The organism is Luteimonas deserti, assembly GCF_013425765.1.
Lineage (GTDB): Bacteria > Pseudomonadota > Gammaproteobacteria > Xanthomonadales > Xanthomonadaceae > Luteimonas > Luteimonas deserti.
Genome location: NZ_JACCJZ010000010.1, coordinates 79358 through 95609 on the forward strand (window position 1 = coordinate 79358; position 16252 = coordinate 95609).

Genomic DNA, 16252 nt, shown 5'->3' on the forward strand with positions numbered 1-16252 from the left:
GCTCAGCCGTCCTCGAAGCCGGTGTTCCCGGCGCGGCCGTCGTGCGGCACCGCGACGTCCTGCGCGCCGCGCTCCCAGGCGTGTTCGACCGCGCCCCGCGCTTCCACCCAGCCCAGACGGGACTGGCCGCGGACGGCGTCCCATTCCGCAGCCAGGTGCGGTTCGATGTCGGCGAAGGCGCGGCCCGCATGCCGACGCTGGCCCGCCTGACCCAGGCGGTAGGCCGGCACGTAATCGTCCCAGAGTCGACCCGCCGAATAGTAGGGCGCATCGAACAGGCCGGCCTGGTAGCGGTGGGCGAGCAGTTCGTCCGCATCGACCTGGTCGGGATCGAGCGTGGAGGGGCTCAACTGCTGCTGCTGTCGATTGGTCGGGGCCATGGGTGGGTCCTGCATCGCGACGTGCATGGAGCCGGAACATTGAGCGCGATGCTGCTCGGCTAGGGCTGCGACCGTACGGCAAGCCTCGTGCGACATGGGTGAAAGACACGACCGAGGATTGACGCGAGTGCAGCCGGCGTTCATCCAGTGTGCACATCTTTCGTGCAGTCGCCCGGCATGTGGAGCGCCCGTGACATCCAGCACGTGCCGGCGATCGGCTTCGCGCCGCAGAATGCAGGCCCGTTTCGATCCCGGAGTCCCCGATGCGCCCAGTCTTCGCGTGTAGCGCCTTGGCCGTGGCCCTGGCGCTCGCCGCCTGTTCGCAGTCGCCCACCCCGACCGCCGACCCCGGCGCGTCCGCCGTGTCGGCCCAGGCCGAATCCGAATCGTCCCGGCTCAATGCCTGGTTCGAAACCCAATACGAGGCATGGCTGCAATTCAGTCCGCTGCAGCTGACGGTGCTCGGGCGCAAGGACCTGTACGACCAGCTCGACGACGTGTCACCCGAGGCCCAGGCCAGGCGTCTCGCCTGGCTCAAGACCTCGGTCGAGACCATGGAGTCCACCTTCGACTACGACGCCCTCGATGCCGAGAGCCGCTTGTCCTGGGCGTTGTGGAAGCATCAGTACGAAAGCGCGCGCGACGGCGACGCGTTCACCGACAACGGCTACGCCTTCGATCAGATGAACGGTATGCACAGCATGCTGCCGACCTTCCTGATCAACTTCCACAAGGTGGAGACCGAGCAGGACTTCCTGGCCTACGTCGCGCGGCTCGAGGCAGCCCCGCGTCTGTTCGACCAGCTGCTCGCGCGTGGCCAGGCCTCGGCGGCCGCGGGTATCCGGCCGCCCAGGTTCGCCTTCGAAGGCGTGATCGACCAGTCGCGCAAGGTCATCGCAGGCGCGCCCTTCGACGGCGGCGCCCCGAGCGCGCTGTGGGCCGATCTCGAGGCCAAGGCGAACGCGCTGGTGGAGGCGGGCACCATCGATGCCGCCCGCGGCGATGCGCTCAAGGCGCAGGCCCGCACCGCCCTGGTCGAGCAGCTGAAGCCGGCCTACGAACGGATCATCACGTGGAGCGAAGCCGAGATGCCCGCGGCCCTGGTCAATCCCGCAGGTGTCGGGACCACCCACCCCAACGGCGCCGACTACTACGCGTTCCAGCTGCGCGAGAACACCACCACCGGCATGTCGGCCGAGCAGATCCACCAGCTCGGCCTCGACGAGGTGGCGCGTCTGCGCGGCGAAATGGAGGCGCTCAAGGACCGGGTCGGCTTCGAGGGCGACCTCACGGCGTTCTTCGCCTTCCTCAACACCGATCCGCAGTTCCGCTTCCCCAATACCGACGAGGGCCGCCAGGCCTACATCGACCAGGCCAGCCAGGCCATCGCCAACATCAAGCAGCAGCTGCCGGCCTATTTCGGCCTGCTGCCGAAGGCGGATCTGGAAGTGAAGCGGGTCGAGGCGTTCCGCGAGCAGGACGGCGCGGCGCAGCACTACTTCCCCGGTACGCCGGACGGCTCGCGTCCAGGCGTGTACTACGCGCATCTGTCGGACATGGACGCGATGCCCAAGACCGAGCTCGAGGTCATCGCGTATCACGAAGGCCTGCCCGGGCATCACATGCAGATCGCCATCGCCCAGGAGCTTCAGGGCGTGCCGATGTTCCGCACCCAGTACTTCAGCACCGCCTACGCCGAAGGTTGGGCGCTGTACTCCGAATGGCTGGCCAAGGAGATGCCCGGCACCTACCAGGATCCGTATTCCGAATACGGCCGGCTGATGTCGGAGATGTGGCGCGCGATCCGGCTGGTGGTCGATACCGGCCTGCACGCCAAGGGCTGGACGGAATCGCAGGCGATCGACTACTTCCGCCGGAACGCCTCGATCCCGGAGGCCGCGATGCAGTCGGAAGTGCGTCGCTACCTGATCATGCCGGGCCAGGCGACCGCCTATAAGATCGGCATGATCCGGATCCAGCAGCTGCGGACCAAGGCCGAGGCCGAGCTCGGTGACGCCTTCGATATCCGCGGCTTCCACGATGCGGTGCTCGGTGGCGGCGCGATGCCGCTGGACCTGCTGGAGCAGCGCGTCGATGCGTGGATCGAGGCGCGACGCGCCGGCTGAGCTGCACGCAGCGGTCGGTGGTACTCGGAAGGCCGGGGGGTGACCCCGGCCTTTTCCGTGTCCGAGGTGGCGGAGCGTGCAGTCCATGTCCGGATCGCGACGTGGTTCGCGTTCAAGACTGGGGCGACCAGGGACGCGGCGCAGGCGCCCGGTGCGAACGCATCGCCGACACGGAGGCCACCATGCATGCAACGACCACCGCCCGGCCATTGCCGGCCTCCGGCCGCGGCCGCCGGTTCTTCGCGCTGTATGCGGCCGTCCTGCTGGCATGCGTGATCGCCGGCTTCGCGCGCACGCTCTACCTGCGGCCGTGGTTCGACCCCGTCCCGCTGTCGCCGGCGATGCTCGCGCACGGGATCGCGGTCACCGGCTGGTTCGTGCTGTTCCTGCTGCAGACCCTGCTGGTCCGTCAGGGGCGGCTCGCGCTGCACCGGCAGCTGGGTGTGCTGGCCCTGGCGGTCGCGCTGGCGACACTGGTCACCTCGTGCACGGCCAGCCTCGGGGTGGTGGAGGCCTTCCGCGCCCGGGGGATCGACGTCGACGCGCGTCGCGGCCTGATCTCGCTGATCGTCTGGGGCAATCTCGGCGCCCTGCTGGCCTTCGCCGTCTTCGTGGTCCGCGGGGTGCTGGCGCGTGCGCAGGCAGACACCCACCGCCGGATGATGCTGCTGGCCTCGATCGCGCTGATCTCTCCGGCATTGCTGCGGATCGCCGAGCTTCCGGCATTCGCCGGCGTCGATCCGGTCCCGGCGACCCTGCTCGGCCTGCTGGCGATGCTGGCCTACGACATCGCCGTGCGCCGCAGACCGCACACGGCCACGATGTGGGGCGCGCCGTTCTTCCTGTTCGCCCACCTGGGCAGTGCCTTCCTGCTGCCGGGCACGGCCCTCGACCGCTGGATGCTCGCGCGGATCTGGTGAGGGCGGGCGGCCCGGCGGCCAGGGGTGCCGGAGATGCGACCCGCGTAGGAGCCCGCCGTGGAGGGCGCAGCGCAGCGCCGCCCGCGGAGCGGCGAACGCCCGTCGGGCCGCGCGCCCGCAGCGTGCGCCAGTCCCCGGCGCGCCGGGGTCCGCACGCCGACGGACCGCACGCGCGTGGCGGCACCTGCGATCATGGTGCCCATGAGCACCTCGACCGCATTCGACAGCCTTGCGCTGACACCCGCCCTGCTGCAGGGCGTCGACGCCCTCGGCTACACCGCAATGACGCCGGTCCAGGCGGCGACGCTGCCGTCCATCCTCGAAGGACGCGACGTGCTGGCCCAGGCGCCCACCGGCAGCGGCAAGACCGCCGCGTTCGGCCTCGGGCTGCTGCACCGGATGGATCCTGCACTGGGTGAGACGCAGGCCCTCGTGCTGTGCCCGACGCGCGAGCTGGCCGACCAGGTCGGCAAGCAGCTGCGCAGGCTGGCGGTGGGCATCGCCAATCTCAAGATTTCGGTGCTGTGCGGCGGAATCCCGCTCGGCCCGCAACTGGCGTCGCTGACCCATCCGCCCCACGTGGTGGTGGGCACGCCCGGCCGCATCCAGGAGCTGACCAGGAAGGGGGCGCTGCACCTGCGCCACGTGCGTGTGCTGGTGCTCGACGAGGCCGACCGCATGCTCGACATGGGCTTCGAGGAGGCCATTCGAGATCTCGTCAAGCGGGTCCCGCCGGCGCGCCAGGGCCTGCTGTTTTCGGCCACGTTTCCCGATGCGATCCGCACGCTCGGCACGGCGATGCTGCGCGACCCGGTGGAGGTCGGCGTCGGCGGCGATGCGCCGCCGGCGAAGATCGAACAGCTGTTCCACGAGATCGAGCCGGCGCGGCGCATACCGCTGCTCGCCGCGCTGCTGCTGCGCCACCGGCCGGCCTCGGCGGTGGTCTTCTGCAACACCCGCGCCGATGTCGACGAGGTGTCCGGCTCGCTACGGCACTACGGGTTCGATTCGCTGGCCCTGCACGGCGACATGGACCAGCGCGACCGCGACGAGGTGCTGGTGCGCTTCTCCAACCGCAGCTGCAACGTGCTGGTGGCCAGCGACGTCGCCGCGCGCGGTCTCGATGTCGAGGATCTCGAGGCGGTGGTGAACTTCGAGCTGCCGCACGACGCGGACAGCTACGTGCACCGGGTGGGCCGCACCGGCCGGGCCGGCAGGTCCGGACTGGCGCTGAACCTCGTGACGCCGCGCGAGCTGCCGCGCGCGGCGCTGATCGAAACGCAGACCGGCGCGCCGCTGCGCTGGGAGAAGCTGCTGCCGCTGTCGGGCAAGCCGCAGGACGTGCCCGTCGCGCCCATGGTCACCCTGCGCATCGACGGAGGACGCACCGACAAGCTGCGCCCCGGCGACATCGTCGGGGCACTCACCGGCGCCGCCGGCCTGCACAAGGACGCCATCGGCAAGATCGACGTCTTCGCCACCCGCAGTTACGTGGCCATCGCGCGCGGGCAGCTGGGCCGCGCGCTGGACCGCCTGCAGGGCGGAAAGATCAAGAACCGGCGCTTCCGCATCGCGCAGATGTAGGCACGAGGCTAGGCCGCGAAGTCGAGGACCACACGTCCTTCGATCCGCCCCGCGCGCATGCGCGCGAACACATCGTTGATGGCGTCGAGCCGCTCGGTCGTCACGGTCGCGCGGACCTGGCCCATCTCGGCGAAGGCGAGCGACTCGCGCAGGTCGAGCCGCGTGCCGACGATCGAGCCGCGTACGGTCACGCCGTTGAGGACCATCCCGAAGATGTCCAGCGGAAACGCGCCCGGCGGCAGCCCGGTGAGCACCACCGTCCCGCGACGACGCACGGTGCCGATGGCCTGCTCGACAGCCCGGGGGGAGACTGCGGTCACCAGTGCGCCGTGGGCGCCGTCGATCTCCTTCTTGAGGAACGTCGCGGGATCGGTCGTGGTCGCATTGACCGTCACCACGGCACCCAGTCGCCGGGCGAGCGCGAGCTTGCTGTCGTCCACGTCCACCGCCGCGACGTTCAGGCCCATGGCCCTGGCGTATTGCACCGCCATGTGGCCGAGCCCCCCGATACCCGACACCACGACCCAGTCGCCCGGCTTGGTATCGGTCATTTTCAGGCCCTTGTAGACCGTCACGCCCGCGCACAGGATCGGCGCGATCTCCACGAAGTCGATGGCGTCGGGAAGATGCCCCACGTAGTCGGCATCGGCCAGCACGTATTCGGCGAAGCTGCCGTTGACCGAATAGCCCGTATTGCGCTGCGACTCGCACAAGGTTTCCCAGCCGCCGAGGCAATGCTCGCAGCCGCCGCATGCGGAGTACAGCCAGGGCACACCGACGCGATCACCTTCGCGCACGCGGGTGACGCCGCTGCCCACCGCCACCACGTGGCCCACACCCTCGTGACCGGGAATGAAGGGAGGCGTCGGCTTCACCGGCCAGTCGCCCCCGGCCGCGTGCAGGTCGGTGTGGCAGACCCCGCAGGCGCCCAGCCGCACCAGGATCTCGCCTGCCGCGGGCCGCGGCACGGCGACCTCCTCGATCACCAGTGGCGCGCCGAACGCACGCACCACGGCGGCTTTCATCGTCCTCTCCATTGCTCGCTCCCTCGGATGGAATACCGCCACCCTGGATGCACCGGCGCTGCGTGGCATTGATCCTGATCAAGCCGGTCCGCCTCCGACGCCGGCCTGTCGGGTCGCCGGGTCCAGGCGGACGTGCGCGGGGCACGGCAAGCCGCCGGTGGACCCGTGCCGCGCGGCCGCCTGCTGCAGCGCAGAATGCGCCCGGCTGTGCCGTACGCTAGCGTCCGGTGCGCGACGACACGGGGGATGACGGGCCGGGGGGCAGCATCAGGTCGCGGAAATCGAACGTCGTGTGCGCCGTACCACCCGCGGGCGTCCGTCCCGGGTGCATCCATGTCGAAGGGGCTCAAGGGATGAACACCCATCTGCGCAGTACCGCCTGTCGTGCGTTGCCCATCGCGGTCCTGCTGGCGCTCGCTGCGCCTGCCGCGGCCAATACCCTCAACCAGAACGTGTCGTGGACCATCGACCGGCCCGGCACCGCGACCAAGTACCGGATGGTGGCCTACGGCGACTCGATCTACGCCGGCTACAACGGTTCGATCAGCAACGCCGCGCGGTATTCGGCGCCGACGGTCAACGGCGAGTACCTGGCCGCGCGCTGGAACGCCGACATCGAGACCGTCCGCCGCACCAAATCCGGCGCGGTCGCGCGCGACGTCTACGAGAACAAGATCGTCGCCGAGCGCTCCTACATGCAGGCCGCATCCACACGCGTGGTGACCTTCGAGATGTGCGGCAACGACGGCCTGCAGGCACGCACCGCGTTTAAGTCCCAGGGCGGCACCTGCAACTACACCGGGCTCGAGGCCGCGGTGAATGCGTGCAAGACCTACGTCGCGCAGTCGATGGATTTCATCAACGCCAACGCGCATCCCAACACGCGGCTGAAGATCATCTCCAACGTCTACTACCCCGGCTATGCCGCGGACAACGTGCAGAGCAGCTGCCGCGACGGCGTCACCGGCCAGACCGTGAACCTGCGCGACCGTTTCCTGCCCGCGCTGACCCGGATGAACTACTGGATGTGCGAGTACGCGCGGCAGAAGGGCTTCCAGTGCGCCGACAGCTTCGCGCAGTACATGGGCGCCGACCACGACAGCAACGGCGACGGGATCGTCGACGCCGAGGCGCTGCGCTGGGTGCCCGGCGAGAGCGAGGCCAGTTACCTGCAGCGCATCACCGTGACCCTGCGCGGCACGCTGCGCGACGCGAACACCAAGTTCGTCAGCGCGCAGAGTTCCTACGACTACATCCAGTCCGACGACGTGCATCCCACCTACGCCGGCGGCACCGTGAGCGCCGGATTGTGGGGCGGCACCACCGGCACCGGCGCGGCGCGCTACGCCAGCTTCGTCAACGGCCGCAGCCCGATCTGGAACCAGTTCGGCCACGAGCGCATGGGCTGGGCGCTGTCGGTCTACAACCCCGCCACGCCCTGATCCGGTCCATGGAGATCCGCCGCATGCCCGATACCCGTCCTTCCGCTGCAGCCGCGCCGAGCCACCGCGACAGCCGTCGTGCCCGAGCCATCGCCGGTCGCGCCTCGCCCTGGTGGCTCGCAGCCACCGCCGTGGTCGTGGTCGGCGGCGTGGTGATGTGGCGCATGGCGTTGACGGCGCCTGCGCCGGTGGCCGGCACGGCCGGCGCCGCCACGGCGGACACGGCAGCAGCGCCGGCCAGGCCCGGGTATGCGGCGACGGCGATGGCGGCGGTGGGCAAGCCACGGCTGCGTCCCGGCGACGATCCCAACGATGTCGCGGCGTACTTCCAGCCGGGCGATCCGGAACCCGGCGGCGCCGAGCTGATCGGCGCCCTGCAGGACGCCGGGATCCGGACCGGGATCGGCGCCTTCAATCCGCCCGGGACCAGCCCGCCGCTCGAGGGCCTCGCGGTGCCCGAAGATTTCGAACTGCCGCAGGGCTACGTCCGCCATCACCAGGCCACCGATGACGGCCAGCCGATCGAGCCGATCCTGATGTTCGCGCCTGATTTCGCGCTGGTCGACGCCAACGGTCATCCCGTGGATCTGCCCGACAATCGCGTCGTGACCGCCGACCTCGCGCCGGCGGGCCTGCCGCTGCGCCAGGTCCGCATCCCGGGCCAGTGACGCCGGTGCGTGGAGGGTCCGGCGCTTGAGCCGGGCCTGGATGCGCGGCGGCGCGGGCCGGCATGCCGCCGGGATCGCCGCATCCGCCTTGCTGCTGGCGCTCTACGCGCGCTGGCCGCAGGCCTGGCCGCTGGGCGCGTTCGTGCTGGTGCCCTGGTGTCTTGCGCTGGACGATGGACGCGGATTGCGCGGCGCCGTGGTCTCGGGCGCCGCGATGGCGCTCGCCTTCGTCGCCGTCGTGTTCGGCTGGTTCGGCGCGGCGATCGCGGGCTATGTCGGCCTCGGAACCGCGTCGGCCACCGCCGTTCTGCTGGTGCTGGCGCCGCTGCTCCAGCCGCAACTGCTGGCCTACGCCGCGGTGCGCCACATCGCCGGACTGCGGTACGGCGCCGGCATGCGCGCGCTGGCTGCCGCCGCGGCGTGGGTCGCCTGCGAGGCGCTCTGGCCCAAGCTGTTCGGCGACACGCTGGGGCACGGGCTGCACGGCGCCCGGACGTTGCGCCAGGCCGCGGACCTCGGTGGCGCCGCCGGGCTCACCGTGCTGCTGCTGCTGGTCAACGAGGCGATCGCCTGCGCACTGGCGCGGCGACGCGGCGGGTCGCGCGCCTGGGCCACTCCGCTCCTCGCCGGCGTGCTGCTGGTCGCGGGCACGGCCGCCTACGGCGCGGTGCGGCTTGCATCGCTGCAGGCGCGCCCCGCCGCCGAGGCAGCGCCGCTGCGCGTGGCGATGGTGCAGGCGAGCATCACCGACTACGAGCGGCTGCGTCGCGAGATGGGTGCCTACGCGGTGGTCCGCCATGTGTTGGATACGCATTACGCGCTGTCGTGGTCCGCGCTGCGTGACCACGATGCCGACGTGCTGCTGTGGTCGGAGACGGTGTACCCGACCACGTTCGGAACCCCGCGCAGCGAGGACGGCGCACTGCTGGATGCGGAGATCCGGGCGTTCGTCGAAACCGCCGGCGTTCCGCTGGTGTTCGGCAGCTACGACCGCGACGCCGACGGCGAGTACAACGCCGCGATGTTCGTCGAGCCCGGACGCGGGCTGATCGGTGCCTACCGCAAGACGCACCCGTTTCCGCTGACCGAACACGTGCCGCGCTGGCTCGATGGTCCCCGCCTGCGCGCGTGGCTGCCGTGGGCCGGCAGCTGGCAACCCGGCAACGGTGCGCGGGTGATGCCACTGCGCAGCCGCGACGGACGCGAACTCAATGTCGTGCCGCTGATCTGCCTCGACGACGTGCATCCGCAACTGGCGATCGACGGCGCGCGGCTCGGCGCCGAGGCCATCCTCGGCATGTCCAACGACTCCTGGTTCACCGGGCATCCGCAGGGCGCCCGGCTGCATCTGGCCGTCGCCGGCTTCCGCAGCATCGAGACGCGCCTGCCGCAGGTGCGGGTGACCACCAACGGCCTGTCGGCCGTGATCGACGAGACCGGCGAGGTCCAGGTGCGCACGGCGATGGGCGACGAGGCCGTCCTCACCGCCACCGTGCATCCGCAAGCGCCCGTCACGACCCTGATGGTGCGCTGGGGCGACTGGGTCGGGCGTGCGGGCGCGGCCTTCCTGCTGGTGCTTGCGCTCGCCGGCATGCGGACGCGTCCGCGCAGCGACGACGCACGCGTGCCGGTGGCCATCGAAGGCCATCTGATGCCGCCGCCGGTCCGCGCGCTCGACGCGGGCCTGCGGCTGCTCGCCGGCGCGGGTCTGGCCTGGCTGGCCGTCGACATGCTGCTGCGCACCGGCCCCCAGGTGGCCTCGCTCGTCCAGCTGCAGGTATTCGCTGGCATGGTCGTGCTGCCGTGGCTCGCTGCGGGCCTGCTCCGTGTGGCGACCGCCGCGGGGATCGCGCCGGATGGCGACGGGCGGGTCCTCGTCGCGCGGGGGCGCCGGATCGACCTGCCCGCCGCGACCACCACGCTTCGCCCGTGGCGCCTGCCCTGGCCGTGCGCGGGCGTCGATCTCGAGACCGGCGGCGACGAGCGGCGCCCGTACGCGATGGCGCTGCGCGGGCCCCATCGCGTGCAGCGCCTGGTCGATGCCGCTGGATCGGAGTGCCTGGTCGACCGGCGTCACCCGGTCCTCGCGCGGTTCGCGGACGCCCGCGATGCCGGGCGTCGACGGTGGGATCACCCGCTGCTGAAGTTCGGCGCGTTTCCGCTGCTGCCCGCGCTGGTGGCGTTCCGCCTGCACCAGATCATCGCCTTCGGCGGGCCGCTGGGCGAATGGCAGACCTTCGGCGCAGGCGCCTGGTGGACGGCGCTCGCGATCTGGTGGGCATCGTGGTCGCTCGGACTGGTGCTGTTCGCCGCGGCGCTGCGTGTGCTGTTGGAGGCGATCTGCCTGGCCACCACGTGGCGGTGCCCTGCCGGCGCGCATGCGCTGCGCGGGGGGCTCGAGCACGCGGCCCGGCTGGTCTACTACCTCGGCGTGCCGCTGTGGCTGGCCTGGCGGCTGTCGCCCGGCGCGGGCTAGATGCAGGCCGGGCGCGCCGCGCGGTTCCGGCTGGCCGTCCGGATGCCGAGGACGGCCGCCGGGTGCCTCACGTTTTCGGCGCCAGTAGCACGCGCGGTGTCAGCGCGGCGCTCGCCTTCTCGCCCATCAGCTGCAGTTCGCCGTCCTGGATCAGCGCGGTCAGGCGCATGCCGCGCTCCAGCAGCGAGGCCGCCCGTTCCAGCGCGTCGGGATCGAGGTCGATGACGGTGAGGTTCTTCACCCGCGACAGCGCACCGGCGTTCTTGTCCCACCAGATTGCCGCGCTGGCGCCGCTGTAGGTCACCACGGCGACGTCGCGCGCACGGCCTGCCGCCTTGCGGATGCGGGTCTCCGCGGGTTGCCCGAGATCGATCCAGCGATCGATGTTGCCGGTGTAGTCGCGCTGCCACAGATCGGCCTCGTCCTCGTTGCTCAGCCCGCGGCCGAACTCCAGACGCTCGTCGGCGAACAGCACGAAGGCGATCAAGCGCGCCATCAGCCGCAGCGGCGTCTCCGACGGATGCTGGGCCAGCGTGAGGTTGTGCTCGGCGTAGTACTGCCGGTCCATGTCGCTGACCTGCAGCTCGGCCTTGTAGATCGTCGCGTTGGGAGCCATCGCCAGTCCGTGCAGAGCGGCGGGCAAGTGTAAGCGCGCGCCTGCGCGGCGCGTGACGGCGGCGTGATGCATCCAGTCGCGCGTTCCGCGCGTAAGTCACATCACCCGCCGCCCTGTGCGGGCGGATCCAGGTCCCGCGTCATCCATTCCAAGAGGAATTCCCGATGAAGATCCATCTGCTGACCGCCAGCCTGCTCGCTTCCCTCGCCCTGACCGCCTGCTCGCAGGACGCCGCCACCGACGTGGCTGCCACCGATGCCGCTGCCCCGGCGCCGATGGCCGCCGAGACCGAGACCATGGGCGCACCCGACGCCGTGGCCGATGCAGCGGCCGGCGACGTCGTCGACGCCGCGATCAACTCGCCCGACCACAGCACGCTCGTGGCGGCGGTGCAGGCTGCCGGCCTGGTCGATACGTTGAAGGGCAGCGGCCCGTTCACCGTGTTCGCACCCACCAACGCCGCGTTCGAGAAGTTGCCTGCCGGCGCCGTCGACGGCCTGCTCGAGCCGGCCGCCAAGGACCAGCTGACCGGCGTGTTGACCTATCACGTGGTGGCCGGCCGCGTCGATGCCGCCGAGCTGACCCGTCAGATCGAAGCCGGCGGTGGTTCGGCCACGCTGACCACGGTGCAGGGCGGCACGCTGACCGCGATGGTCGACGGCGGCAATGTCGTGATCACCGATGCACAGGGCGGGTCGGCCACCGTCACCACCGCGGACCTGCGCCAGACCAACGGCGTCATCCACGTCATCGACACGGTGCTGATGCCGTAAGCGGCGATACCGACGGGCCGGCATGCCCGGCCCCTCTCCGCATCGCCTGGCTGCGCGTGTTGTCCTCGTCCGACCACGCGCATCCCCGGGGCGGCCCGTTCGGGCCGCCCTTTCTCGTGTGTGTCGCGCTCAGCGAACGGGCAGGGGTGCCCGATGCCCATCCTGGAGATGGACGTCCACGGGCGTCGACGCCCTCCGGGTGAGCCGGGCGAGCGCGAGGCCTGCGGCCAGCATCGCCACCAGAAAAAAGCCGATATCCGCAGCAGATGCCGGAATGCCGCGCGCATAGGTCGTGCGCCGGGTCGCTGCAGCGCGGACGGAGGATCGCCCGCCCACTGCCCGCGCCGACACGCGGGGCATGGCGGCGGCGCCGTTCGCACTTCACCGGTTGCTGCCGTGAGCCCGCGCTGGGGACGTGACGCCACGCGTGGATCCGGGGATGCCCACTGCGCTGCGGTGACATCGCTGCGCGCTCCACGTTGTTTTCATTCCGCCTTTGCGAACGCGGCCACACACTCGCGCTCCCTTATCCGGAGTCACGCGCATGGGCCTGTTCTCGAAGATCGCCGATCGGATTCTGCGTCGCAACGACACTCCCGCGGCCAAGTCCGCCCCGGCGGCACCCGCACCCGCCAGGCCGGCGGCGGTGATCTTCACCGGAAGCCCGGATGACCCGAAGGTCTCGCCACAGTCGCACACACAGGCGCCGTCCACGCCTGCGGCGCCGGCCGAGCCGGTCGATGTCGAGGCGGTATTGACCGGTCTCGCGGCCGAAAAGGGTGGCGCGAGCGATTGGCGTCGTTCGATCGTGGACCTGCTGAAGCTGCTCGATCTCGAGTCCAGCCTCGACGCGCGCAAGGAGCTCGCGGCCGAGCTCGGGGTCGCTGCCGGCGCGCACGGCAGTGCCGAGCAGAACATCGCGCTGCACAAGGCGGTGATGCGCAAGCTCGCGGAGAACGGCGGTCGCGTGCCGGACGCCCTGAAAGACTGAGCCCTGCAGTGCTTCCGCCTCGCGCCGGAGAGGCGTCGATCGGAGGCCGGCGGATCTCCGTGGGCGCGCGCGTCGCTTCACGCTCGTGCGTGGCCGTGTCGATGCCGGAGCGCAGCGCCTGCGTCACGCTCGACGCCTGTCCGCGGCACGCCCCACCCCGGGCGGCCCCACATACCGGACGGGAGAGGCGGTCGCTCCACGCGCTTCGAAGATCGCGCGCCGTCGAGTCCACGCCGCTCGACAGACATCAGGCGCGTGCTCGCGCGGGGGATCACCCGACGATTCGGCGCAGGCGAAAAAAAGGCGTGCGGCCACAGGCCGCACGCCGAAGTCAAACGTGTTCGATCAATCGTCGATCAGCGGTGGCTCTGCGCGTGCGTTTCGTCGGTGGAGATCGCGCGGAACAGCGGCACCAGCTGCCACAGCGCCGACAGACCCACCAGGACGTAGACCGCACGTGCCAGCGGTGCGTCCTGGCCACCGAAGATCGCGGCCACGAGGTCGAACTGGGCCAGGCCCACCAGGCCCCAGTTGATGCCGCCAACGATGATCAGCACCAGGGTGATGATGTTGATCGCTTTCATAGCTTGCTCCGGTCGTCGTAGGGGAACCGCAACGTCCCATCGTGCCCGTGAAGGCGAAGCGATTCCCGTATGACCTGCCGTCCGCGACCGCGCAGCGTTTCCGCGCACACCGGCGCCGGCACAAGGTTGCGGACGCTTCCGCCAGGCGCGGGCTCACTCAATCGCGCGATGCGCGCACGTACTCCACCAGCGCTCGCAGCTTGGCGGGCTGGTTGCGCCGGGTCGGAAAGTAGAGGAAGAACCCCGCGAACTCCGGCAGGTAGTCCTGCAGCAGCGCGACCAGCTCACCGCGCTCGATGTAGGGGCGGAACGTGGCCTCCATACCGAAGGTCACGCCGCCGCCTGCAAGTGCACTGCGCACCATCAGCAGCATGTCGTTGGTCGTGATCTGCGGCTCCACGGCCACGTCGAACTCGCGGCCGTCCTCGGCGAACTCCCAGCGGTACGGCGCCACGCCCGGCGCTGGCCGCCAGCCGATGCAGCGGTGCGTCACCAGCTCGCGCGGATGGGTCGGCGTGCCGTACCGGGCGAGGTATGCCGGCGCGGCGACCGCCACCTGGCGCTGGGCGCCGGTCAGCGGCACCGCGACCATGTCCTGCTCGATCACTTCGCCCAGACGCACGCCCGCATCGAAACCCTCCGCCACGATGTCGGATTCGGCATCGGTGACGGTGACGTCGAGGGTGATGCCGGGATGCGCCGCCGCGAAGCCGGCGACGAGCGGGCCCGACAGGAAGCGCTCCGCGATCGAGGTCACCGCGACCCGCAGCAGCCCGCGCGGCGGCCCGTCGTCCATTACCTCGTCGAGCGCGGTGGCGATCGCCGCGAGCGGCTCGGCGATCGCGCGATACAGACGCATGCCGGCTTCGGTGAGCCGGACGCTGCGGGTGGAGCGCTGCACCAGGGCGATGCCGAGCGCGTCCTCGAGCCGGCGCACACCCTGGCTCACTGCCGAACGGGTCACGCCGAGATGATCGGCGGCAGCGCGGAAATTGTCCGCTTCGGCCACCGCCCGGAACAGGCGCAGGAGGTTGAGGTCGGGCTGCATCGGTAAGCAAGTCTAACCACCGAGTCCAGTGTCCGGGGAATACCCGCGACAGCGCTCGCGTCCTACCGTATGTGCACCGGGCAGTGCCCATCCCTCCAGGAGCCCCCCATGCAGGTCAAGCACGATCTTCAGGACCGCATCGTTCTCATCACCGGCGCCAGCAGCGGCATCGGCGAGGCCACCGCCAACGAGCTCGCAGCGCGCGGCGCCACGGTCGTTCTCGGTGCACGCCGGCGCGAGCGCCTCGATCGCCTCGTGGCCGAGATCCAGTCGGCCGGCGGCCAGGCCGAGGCGCACGTCCTCGACGTGACCCGGCGCGACGATGTCCAGGCGTTCGCCGATGCGGCACTCGCGCGTCACGGGCGTATCGATGCGATCGTCAACAACGCCGGCGTCATGCCGCTGTCGCCGCTGCGCGCACTCAAGTTCGACGAGTGGGACCGGATGATCGACGTCAACATCCGCGGTGTCCTGCACGGTATCGCCGCCGTGCTGCCGGCGATGGAAGCGCGCGGCCGCGGCCACGTGATCAACGTGGCCTCGATCGGGGCGCATGCGGTATCGCCCACCGCTGCCGTGTACTGCGCGACCAAGTTCGCCGTGCGCGCGCTGTCCGATGGTCTTCGCCAGGAGACGGACTGCATCCGTGTGACCGTGGTCAGTCCCGGCACCACCGCGTCCGAGCTGGCCGACACCATCACCGATGCGGACGCGGCCGAGGCCATGCGTGCGTTCCGCCGCGTCACGATCGCGCCCGAGGCGATCGCACGTGCGATCGCCTATGCCATGGCGCAGCCGGACGACGTCGATGTCAGCGAACTCGTCGTGCGCCCCACGGCCAGTCCCTACTGAGCGCGGACACGGCTCGCGCTGCCCACGTCCGCATTGTCCACGCACTCGGATGTTCCACGACTGAGGAATCGCCCATGCCCGCTTCACGCCTGGCGGTCTGCGCCGCCGCACTCGCCCTCTTCCTGCCCGCGGCCGTCGCCGCCCAGGCGCTCGCATCGCCCGGATCCACCGCGACCCTAAACACGGCCACCACCCGCGCCGCGTTCGATGCCTGGGCCGCAGGCCAGGCCAGCGTGTTCGACCTGCTGGCCGAGGATGTGGTCTGGACCGTCGCCGGCACCAGTCCGGTATCGGGCACCTACCGGTCCCGCGCGGACTTCATGGAGCGCGCGGTCGCGCCGATCAGCAGCCGCCTGGCGACACCGATCGTGCCGCAGGTCGAGGCGGTGATCGCACAGGGCGACGATGTGGTCGTGCTGTGGCAGGGCACGGCGACCACGCGCTCCGGCGCGCCCTACGCCAACCGCTACGCATGGAGGATGACGTTCGCGGAGGGGGCGATCGTGCAGGTCACGGCGTTTCTCGACACCTGGGCACTCGACGCGATGATGCGCAGCGAAACGCGGGCGACGCGCACGGCGCCGTGATGACGAGCCGCGCAGGCGTACCGGTGGCGAGCGTGCAGCGCCCGCGGGTCGCCGGGATGCCGCGGCGAATGCGCGGCTGACGCAGACTGCGCACCCGCGCCGTCGGATCCCGCGTCCGTCCTGCGCACGCGCAGCGCGGGGGCCGCCCCTCGCGGCGGCTCGTGGTGTCGCGCCGGTCGC

General features: G+C 70.9%; 15 protein-coding genes. 10 read left to right on the forward strand and 5 right to left on the reverse strand.

Features of this window, described 5'->3' with window-relative positions; genetic code table 11:
- Positions 1-2: 2 nt before the first annotated feature.
- A complete protein-coding gene (locus tag H0E82_RS03905; protein ID WP_180544020.1) occupies positions 3-380 on the reverse strand; it encodes a hypothetical protein in 378 nt (125 codons plus the stop codon).
- 263 nt (positions 381-643) lie between these two features.
- On the opposite strand from H0E82_RS03905, the gene H0E82_RS03910 reads away from it, so the two are divergent.
- From H0E82_RS03910 to dbpA, 3 genes are all read left to right on the forward strand, one after another.
- Positions 644-2506: a DUF885 domain-containing protein gene (locus H0E82_RS03910; protein WP_180544022.1), complete on the forward strand. Its 1863-nt coding sequence runs from the start codon at positions 644-646 to the stop codon at positions 2504-2506.
- Between the two features lie 182 nt (positions 2507-2688).
- Positions 2689-3426 carry a hypothetical protein gene (locus H0E82_RS03915; RefSeq protein WP_180544025.1) on the forward strand — a complete coding sequence of 246 codons (738 nt, stop codon included), beginning with the start codon at positions 2689-2691 and terminating at the stop codon, positions 3424-3426.
- A gap of 201 nt (positions 3427-3627) precedes the next feature.
- Positions 3628-5010 carry an ATP-dependent RNA helicase DbpA gene (dbpA, locus tag H0E82_RS03920; protein ID WP_180544027.1) on the forward strand — a complete coding sequence of 461 codons (1383 nt, stop codon included), beginning with the start codon at positions 3628-3630 and terminating at the stop codon, positions 5008-5010.
- An 8-nt stretch (positions 5011-5018) separates the two neighbouring features.
- Here dbpA and adhP read toward each other — a convergent pair whose 3' ends face one another.
- Positions 5019-6047: an alcohol dehydrogenase AdhP gene (gene adhP, locus H0E82_RS03925; protein WP_180544030.1), complete on the reverse strand. Its 1029-nt coding sequence runs from the start codon at positions 6045-6047 to the stop codon at positions 5019-5021.
- Between the two features lie 341 nt (positions 6048-6388).
- Here adhP and H0E82_RS03930 point away from each other — a divergent pair, with 341 nt between their 5' ends.
- The 3 genes from H0E82_RS03930 to lnt are packed head-to-tail and all read left to right on the forward strand — an operon-like array spanning position 6389 to position 10621.
- Positions 6389-7477, forward strand: coding sequence for an SGNH/GDSL hydrolase family protein (locus H0E82_RS03930; RefSeq protein WP_180544032.1), 1089 nt, complete (start codon positions 6389-6391; stop codon positions 7475-7477).
- 23 nt (positions 7478-7500) lie between these two features.
- Entirely contained in the window at positions 7501-8145 is a 645-nt protein-coding gene (locus H0E82_RS03935) for a hypothetical protein (RefSeq protein ID WP_219338396.1), read from the forward strand.
- A gap of 25 nt (positions 8146-8170) precedes the next feature.
- On the forward strand, positions 8171-10621 hold the full coding sequence (gene lnt / locus H0E82_RS03940; RefSeq protein ID WP_219338397.1) for an apolipoprotein N-acyltransferase: 2451 nt from the start codon (positions 8171-8173) through the stop codon (positions 10619-10621).
- Positions 10622-10688: 67 nt separating this feature from the next.
- On the opposite strand, the gene H0E82_RS03945 is transcribed toward lnt, so the two are convergent.
- Positions 10689-11237, reverse strand: coding sequence for a YaeQ family protein (locus tag H0E82_RS03945; protein ID WP_180544035.1), 549 nt, complete (start codon positions 11235-11237; stop codon positions 10689-10691).
- 275 nt (positions 11238-11512) lie between these two features.
- Between H0E82_RS03945 and H0E82_RS03950 the strand changes: the two genes are divergently transcribed.
- On the forward strand, positions 11513-12010 hold the full coding sequence (locus H0E82_RS03950) for a fasciclin domain-containing protein (protein ID WP_235974175.1): 498 nt from the start codon (positions 11513-11515) through the stop codon (positions 12008-12010).
- A gap of 544 nt (positions 12011-12554) precedes the next feature.
- On the forward strand, positions 12555-13001 hold the full coding sequence (locus tag H0E82_RS03955; RefSeq protein WP_180544040.1) for a DUF3597 domain-containing protein: 447 nt from the start codon (positions 12555-12557) through the stop codon (positions 12999-13001).
- Between the two features lie 356 nt (positions 13002-13357).
- On the opposite strand, the gene H0E82_RS03960 is transcribed toward H0E82_RS03955, so the two are convergent.
- Positions 13358-13585: a DUF378 domain-containing protein gene (locus H0E82_RS03960; protein WP_180544042.1), complete on the reverse strand. Its 228-nt coding sequence runs from the start codon at positions 13583-13585 to the stop codon at positions 13358-13360.
- A 157-nt stretch (positions 13586-13742) separates the two neighbouring features.
- Complete coding sequence (locus H0E82_RS03965) at positions 13743-14633, reverse strand: LysR family transcriptional regulator (RefSeq protein WP_180544044.1); 891 nt, start codon at positions 14631-14633, stop codon at positions 13743-13745.
- Positions 14634-14741: 108 nt separating this feature from the next.
- On the opposite strand from H0E82_RS03965, the gene H0E82_RS03970 reads away from it, so the two are divergent.
- Positions 14742-15485, forward strand: coding sequence for an SDR family oxidoreductase (locus H0E82_RS03970; protein ID WP_180544046.1), 744 nt, complete (start codon positions 14742-14744; stop codon positions 15483-15485).
- A 74-nt stretch (positions 15486-15559) separates the two neighbouring features.
- On the forward strand, positions 15560-16072 hold the full coding sequence (locus H0E82_RS03975; protein ID WP_180544048.1) for a nuclear transport factor 2 family protein: 513 nt from the start codon (positions 15560-15562) through the stop codon (positions 16070-16072).
- Positions 16073-16252 lie beyond the last annotated feature (180 nt).